Source organism: Nostoc sp. DedQUE09 (assembly GCF_034530915.1).
GTDB lineage: Bacteria > Cyanobacteriota > Cyanobacteriia > Cyanobacteriales > Nostocaceae > Nostoc.
This window is the reverse complement of the sequence record NZ_JAVRCE010000129.1, coordinates 1-5,760: the sequence shown is the minus strand read 5'-3', so window position 1 is coordinate 5,760 and position 5,760 is coordinate 1. Positions and strand designations below refer to the sequence as shown.

Here is a 5,760-nt window from a genome sequence, read left to right as displayed (position 1 = left end):
TAATTCTTGATGCACTAATATTTAGTGTGCCTCATTTACCTCAAATCTGCTGTATCTCAATTAGAACCTGGAGACATTAGAGCTAAACTACTTAAGAAATAGAAAATAATTAACTCAATAGGGCGCGTCTATTACCAATTAAGCAAACTTATCCGAGTAATATTAATTCTATGCAGCTTCACATAGAATTGATATTACATACATAAAATAATTTGCCAGAAGTCTATTAACTAGAAATTTATGAATAATAAGCGTTTACTGACGCTCATTTTGGCACTATTAGTAATTGTTATTTCTTGGTGGAGAGTAATGGTGCTACAGGTGTCTTTTACAGTAAAGCAAATGGTCTGTGATGGTGTGCCGTTATTATACATAGTGTCAGAGAATGCAAAAAATGTACCGGGCGTTTTAATAGCACATGGGTATGCAGGTTCTAAGCAGTTAATGCTTGGATACGCCTACACGTTAGCACATGCAGGTTATGCAGTGATGTTGTGGGACTTTGAGAGTCATGCAGCTAATACTAAACCGTTGGGAAAAAATTCACTTCAGCAAAATCTTGATGTTGCTTATGAAGCACTTATAAAACAACCAGAAGTAGATAAATTGCGTTTAGCTACTTTAGGCCACTCAATGGGTAGCGGTGCAGTAATGTCTGCTGCTATCAATAATGTCAATCGTTATGCGGCAACCGTAGCTATTTCTCCTACAAGTGCTTCAGTTACACCAAAAGCTCCCCCTAATCTGCAATTGCAAGCAGGAAGCTGGGAAGGTAGATTTATTGCCAATGCAAAACGGTTACTTAAAACCGCAGGTGGAGAAAATAAAAATTTATTTCGGGGCAAGGGAAGAGAACTAGTAATTATTCCTAATGCAGAACATATTACAATTTTGTTCCGTAATCAAAGCCACCTTGCTGCTAGAAATAGCTCAACAAAATCTCTTGTTTGGAAAACGTCTTTTGTGGTGGCTAGGACAAAGTACAGCCTTAATCGGAGGTTTTATTTTAGTACTTTACTTGCTACCAAATCTGGGGTTTATTTATCTTTTACTGCCCTTGTTCCCTATACTTGTGGCTATTTTTTCATTTACTTCTAGTTTACTTAATGAATATTGGAGCTATGCCATCGGTAATGCCTTATTCTTTGGATGGATGTTAGCAGCAACTTTTCCTCTAGCAAGCTGAAACTCCGATCAATTTTGCTCTCAACCCCAGCCATGAGATCCATCAGCATAGCCCACAGTCCCAGCCATTGAAGATACGATTGCTCTGTACGTTTTAAGTAAAAACTGTTGCCGCTTAATTGGTTTTGACTGTATTGCCATCTGTACCAATTCATTCACCCCTAAATTCAACGGCAGACTTTGGCAAAGCTAGTCACAAGGAGCAAATAAGCGCTGTGCGATCGCTTCTTCAATTGGTCGTCGTTTCTCTATAGGAGTACAACGCTCTTAGCTCCTGTACCCTGAACCGCCGCATCATCTCCCGCAATTCCACAGCCTCCCCCGAAGCGCGTATATACCACACTATCTGACATCGGCAACACAATTCGCTGCCGTAGCGCCCACTCGAAGGGAGTACTGACATCCGTGGTTACAATATTCTTGCTCTTTGCCCCAAAGAGTGCAGAAGATAATCAAAGTCCACCTCCTGTAGAGTTGATTACTTGCCCAGTTACCCATTGTGCTTCATCTGTTACTAGCCAACCAATTAAACGGGCTGCATCTTCGGGTTGCCCCCATCGCCCTTGAGGGTTGGCTCTTAGAACTGACTCATAAAGTTCATTACTTGCATAACCTGTATCTGTTGCTCCCGGATTTATGGCATTGGTCGTGATCTTACGCCCTATCAGATAAGCTGATAACGAAAGTGTTAGTTGATGTAATGCACCTTTGGATGCAACGTATGATAGTTCCTCTGGCATGGGATTGAGATGCTGCCCAGAGGTGAGAAGAACCACTCGACCGCCAGAACAACCACTATGTTGAGCGGCAAATGCTTGCACTAATAATAACGTTCCTCGGACATTAACTTGCAAATGCGTATCAATTTCTGCTGCGGTCAGTTGCTCCAAATTTCCCATTGTGCTATAAGCATGATTCGCAATCAAAATATCGATGTGTCCAAATGTTTGAACCGCAGTACTCATAATTTGACTTGGTACAGCAGGATCGAGAAAATTTCCTTGGGCGTGTGCGATCCGAGTACCATACTTTTGAAGCAGAGCAATCAATGCAGAAATTCCATTAGGATCGGCTCCCCACATTTGAGTAGCATCATAGGGTGAATAAGAGTGAATGAAAACGTCTGCACCTAATATTGCTAATTGTTGCGCGATCGCAAATCCAATTCCTTTACGCCGACTTACACCTGTAACTAGTGCAACACGACCTTTCAACACTTTTTCAGGCACAACAAGAAAACCTCTGTACTATTTTAACGTAATATTAATGTAACTTTTAATGTTTCAGGAACAACCTTTGTCCAATAACAAACTATTTGTCGTCGTTAATACATTACTATCGCTCTACGATGCATCCTGCCAAGTTAGGCTGTATCAAAAATTAGCCCATTATACGCACACGATATAAGTCTTTTTTGTCTGCCGTTGTTCCAAGGAATCTAAAGTGCTACAACATAGTTGGGATGCAAATTTCATCATTTTAAAACTTTAACGACATTAATTTGATAACACGACAAAGGAATTGTTATCCAACAATTGCGTAATAGGCTTCAAGTTATTGACGCAGAGGAACGAGCAGGGGGAGACTATTAAGGTTGAATCGGCAGTCCCTAAAATCCACGAGCATTATTGGTCGACTAAAGTGTGATCGCAGAAATGAATCCATAAGTAGTTTAGTTTTCCCCATGAACTTGTGCTGCAATCTTGTAGAGGCGATCGCATTCCCCCAATCCCAGAAGCGTTGCACCAAAAGCGTGAAAAATGCACGCATCTTGTCATTGAATAAAATACTACTTCATATATTTGATTACAGTGGCTGGAGTAGCTATTAATCCAGACCAACGAAGATTAAAAAACCGATTGATTATAAGCAAAGACTGCCAGACCAGTCTTGATGACCTCGATTTGGTTGACACTTGTATTGCCGACCTACCCAGACAATTTCCCATTTATTTTTGTTGCGTCTCAACTCGATGCGATTTCGTATCCCGCTCACTGAATCATCAGCCAAACCTACTATGGTATGTACGATTACAGATGTGTTTTGTGTAGGATACGCAACTGAAATCTCCTCAGACTTTCTTCCTTCTTGTTCTTCTAAGTTGCTAAACAATTGTACAGCCACAGCTTTTGGAATAGTAACTTTAATACGGTTAGAAGAGATAAATTCTTGCACCTTAATTACCTGAAAAGCAGAACGTGGGCTACTTTGGGCAGACGCAGCACCCTGTAATTGCGTGCATATTATAGCAGCTGAGATTAGTGATAACTTAAGCATGGAAGCGGAGCATAGTAATGCGTATAATGATTTTTATAGTAATTCGAGTATGAACAAAAAAGGTTTAAACTAGATGCTTTTCGGCAAGGTAAAAGCACAGACTTATCTTTTAAAGATGCAATCACTCCCATTGCTCCCAGTCAGACGTGGAAATGCGTGAACTCTGATCCAAATGAATAGCCCAAAGCTTCAAAATATTCTAACCTTTGATTAGTGCTTTGCTATCCAAGCATTACGGTTTGCGAGGTGCTATTCTTAGCATCTCGTAAACGATAATGCCAATCGAATGGCACTTTCTCTGATAAAGGTAGCTTTCTCCCCAACGCCTCATTCAAGGTGTAGACATCTGCAATTTTGATTCTGTGCCAAATAAATAAATCAAACCATCCATTCTGTCCACTGCGGTGCATCTGTAACCAGTTGAGCAAACTTCTCTGGGTCAAGATCCTCAAACTCCAGCATCACCCCAACCGCTCATCATTTGTTAGTGTACAAAGTAATTCTTTAATAGTATTGTCCATTTCTGGGCTTGAGCGATTCTTCGAAAACACCGCAGGTATCGCAGAAAATTTTGATGTACCGAATGTATCTTAAGTTGCCAAGGATGTGATAGCATACCTTCAACAATTTTAGATAGCATACCCAATCCATGAATCAAGTTCGACTCCCCAAAGTTAGCGTCGCCGTGATTGGTTTGGTAGTTGCAAGCGTATTTCATGCTACTCCCGTACTGGGAGCGATTCTAACTAGACAAGAATTTTCAGGTGATTTTACCTTAGTCGATGCTACTAGCCCATTCCTTACGAACTCTTTGCCATTCAAGAGCGAATATTCAGGATTCGTGGTTTACTCAAAGTCCGGGACTTTGAGCGATTGGGAGCTATCCGTCAACAATCTAAACTTGAATTTGAAGAAAGGATCTACTAATGGCGGTAACTTAACCCCAGATGTTGATTTTGAGCTTGGTTCTGGGTCGAATTGGAATTTAGTAGTTGATTTTGGCATTGCTTTTGATGCTCCAAGATATACCTTAGAAAAAACTTCAAGCTCTGAAATTACCTTGACGGGTGAAGTGGGACTGGCAGGAACATACATCTATCAAGATTCTGCTGCCAATATTACCCTGAGTTCTTCATCTACATCAGTACCAGAACCTACTTCCCTACTAGGTCTATTGTTTGGAGTTGGTGCAATTGCTGTCTCTAAAAAAGCTGGGGAGACGAAATCTCAAGCATGAATTACTGAACTCTTTACCAAAGCTTTCTCTCACTACACAGCTTCTAGCCAATCGCACACCACAGACGTACATCCCGTGGCAAAGTTAACCCAAACCTGCCATTACCCCAGGCAGCCATTCCAGTAAGGCTCACCATCAGCAACACCGACAGAAAAGCCAACTCTAGAGACAAGCTCTTGGTAGAAAGAGCCAGCGCTGTCCAAGCCTTGCTGCATCTTCAGTTTCAGCCCCTTCCAACCTTGGGCAACAGGATTTTCCACTTGGGTAACTGTTTGGGGAATATCAATAAGTGTCGTGTCAGCGACTGGTGTATTTAACACTATATTATTAGTGACTGACACCGAATCCCTTGAAAATAATTCATCCCGATTTAACCACTGCCCGAAAATCGAATCACGCTGATCATCAGGTGCAACAAACTGGTAAACGCACTCCCGATTTTCACGCTTGCCCAATCGACCAACATAATCCAACTTCAAATCAATTTTGGCAAGTAATTTTTGTGCGATCGCCACAGGAGTAAGTTTTTCTGAAATCGTTACATTCAAGTAATTCTTGATAACGTGCCGATGCTTTAGTGCCAGTGCTTTAAATTCCTGCATTGCCTCGTCAGAAGAGCGTAATCGTTTTCCAGGCGTAAGCAACTGCAACAGATTCAGTTCTTCTAACAACAGCACCGATGGCAACATTTGCCCCTTGTTAAAATCCGGTTTCCAAATCGAATTCTGTCCCAATTCTAACTGCGCCTTAGCCCGTTTAGTATCACGGTTCGTCAGAAATTCCCGCCCCAGCGTCAAATAGTAGTGCATCCGCAGTTGAGGATACCAGCCGTCGTCATCTTTCTCGACCAAATCAGGGGTTACGTCAACTTCGTAGCGACGGGACAATTCCGCCTTACGCTGCTGATGTCGTTCGGTTTTCGTTTTCGCCCTTTTGTCTTGCAGCTTTTTCAATTCGGTTGGGGAGAGTTCATCAGAAGAAGCGATCGCTTCTAACCCGTGCCAACATTTCTGGAGTTTAGACTAAAAGCGATATGAGAGAACGTAAATCAAATAGAATTA

At 41.6% G+C, this 5,760-nt stretch carries 6 protein-coding genes; 2 read left to right on the top strand and 4 right to left on the bottom strand.

From position 1 onward, the window contains the following. Nucleotides 1-240: 240 nt before the first annotated feature. Nucleotides 241-1,098: an alpha/beta hydrolase family protein gene (locus RMY27_RS35345; protein ID WP_322669451.1), complete on the top strand. Its 858-nt coding sequence runs from the start codon at nt 241-243 to the stop codon at nt 1,096-1,098. A 539-nt stretch (nt 1,099-1,637) separates the two neighbouring features. On the opposite strand, the gene RMY27_RS35340 is transcribed toward RMY27_RS35345, so the two are convergent. The 3 genes from RMY27_RS35340 to RMY27_RS35330 all read right to left on the bottom strand — a co-directional run bounded on the left by RMY27_RS35340 (nt 1,638) and on the right by RMY27_RS35330 (nt 3,905). Next, nucleotides 1,638-2,414 (bottom strand): SDR family oxidoreductase, encoded by a 777-nt coding sequence (locus RMY27_RS35340; protein ID WP_322669450.1) that lies wholly within the window; start codon nt 2,412-2,414, stop codon nt 1,638-1,640. A gap of 634 nt (nt 2,415-3,048) precedes the next feature. After that, complete coding sequence (locus tag RMY27_RS35335) at nt 3,049-3,462, bottom strand: hypothetical protein (protein WP_322669449.1); 414 nt, start codon at nt 3,460-3,462, stop codon at nt 3,049-3,051. A gap of 221 nt (nt 3,463-3,683) precedes the next feature. Then, nucleotides 3,684-3,905: a hypothetical protein gene (locus RMY27_RS35330; RefSeq protein WP_322669448.1), complete on the bottom strand. Its 222-nt coding sequence runs from the start codon at nt 3,903-3,905 to the stop codon at nt 3,684-3,686. Between the two features lie 206 nt (nt 3,906-4,111). On the opposite strand from RMY27_RS35330, the gene RMY27_RS35325 reads away from it, so the two are divergent. After that, the gene (locus tag RMY27_RS35325) at nt 4,112-4,699 is read left to right on the top strand and encodes a PEP-CTERM sorting domain-containing protein (RefSeq protein ID WP_322669447.1); all 588 of its coding nucleotides are present in this window, start codon (nt 4,112-4,114) and stop codon (nt 4,697-4,699) included. 101 nt (nt 4,700-4,800) lie between these two features. On the opposite strand, the gene RMY27_RS35320 is transcribed toward RMY27_RS35325, so the two are convergent. Beyond that, complete coding sequence (locus tag RMY27_RS35320) at nt 4,801-5,652, bottom strand: hypothetical protein (RefSeq protein ID WP_322669446.1); 852 nt, start codon at nt 5,650-5,652, stop codon at nt 4,801-4,803. Nucleotides 5,653-5,760: the final 108 nt, after the last annotated feature.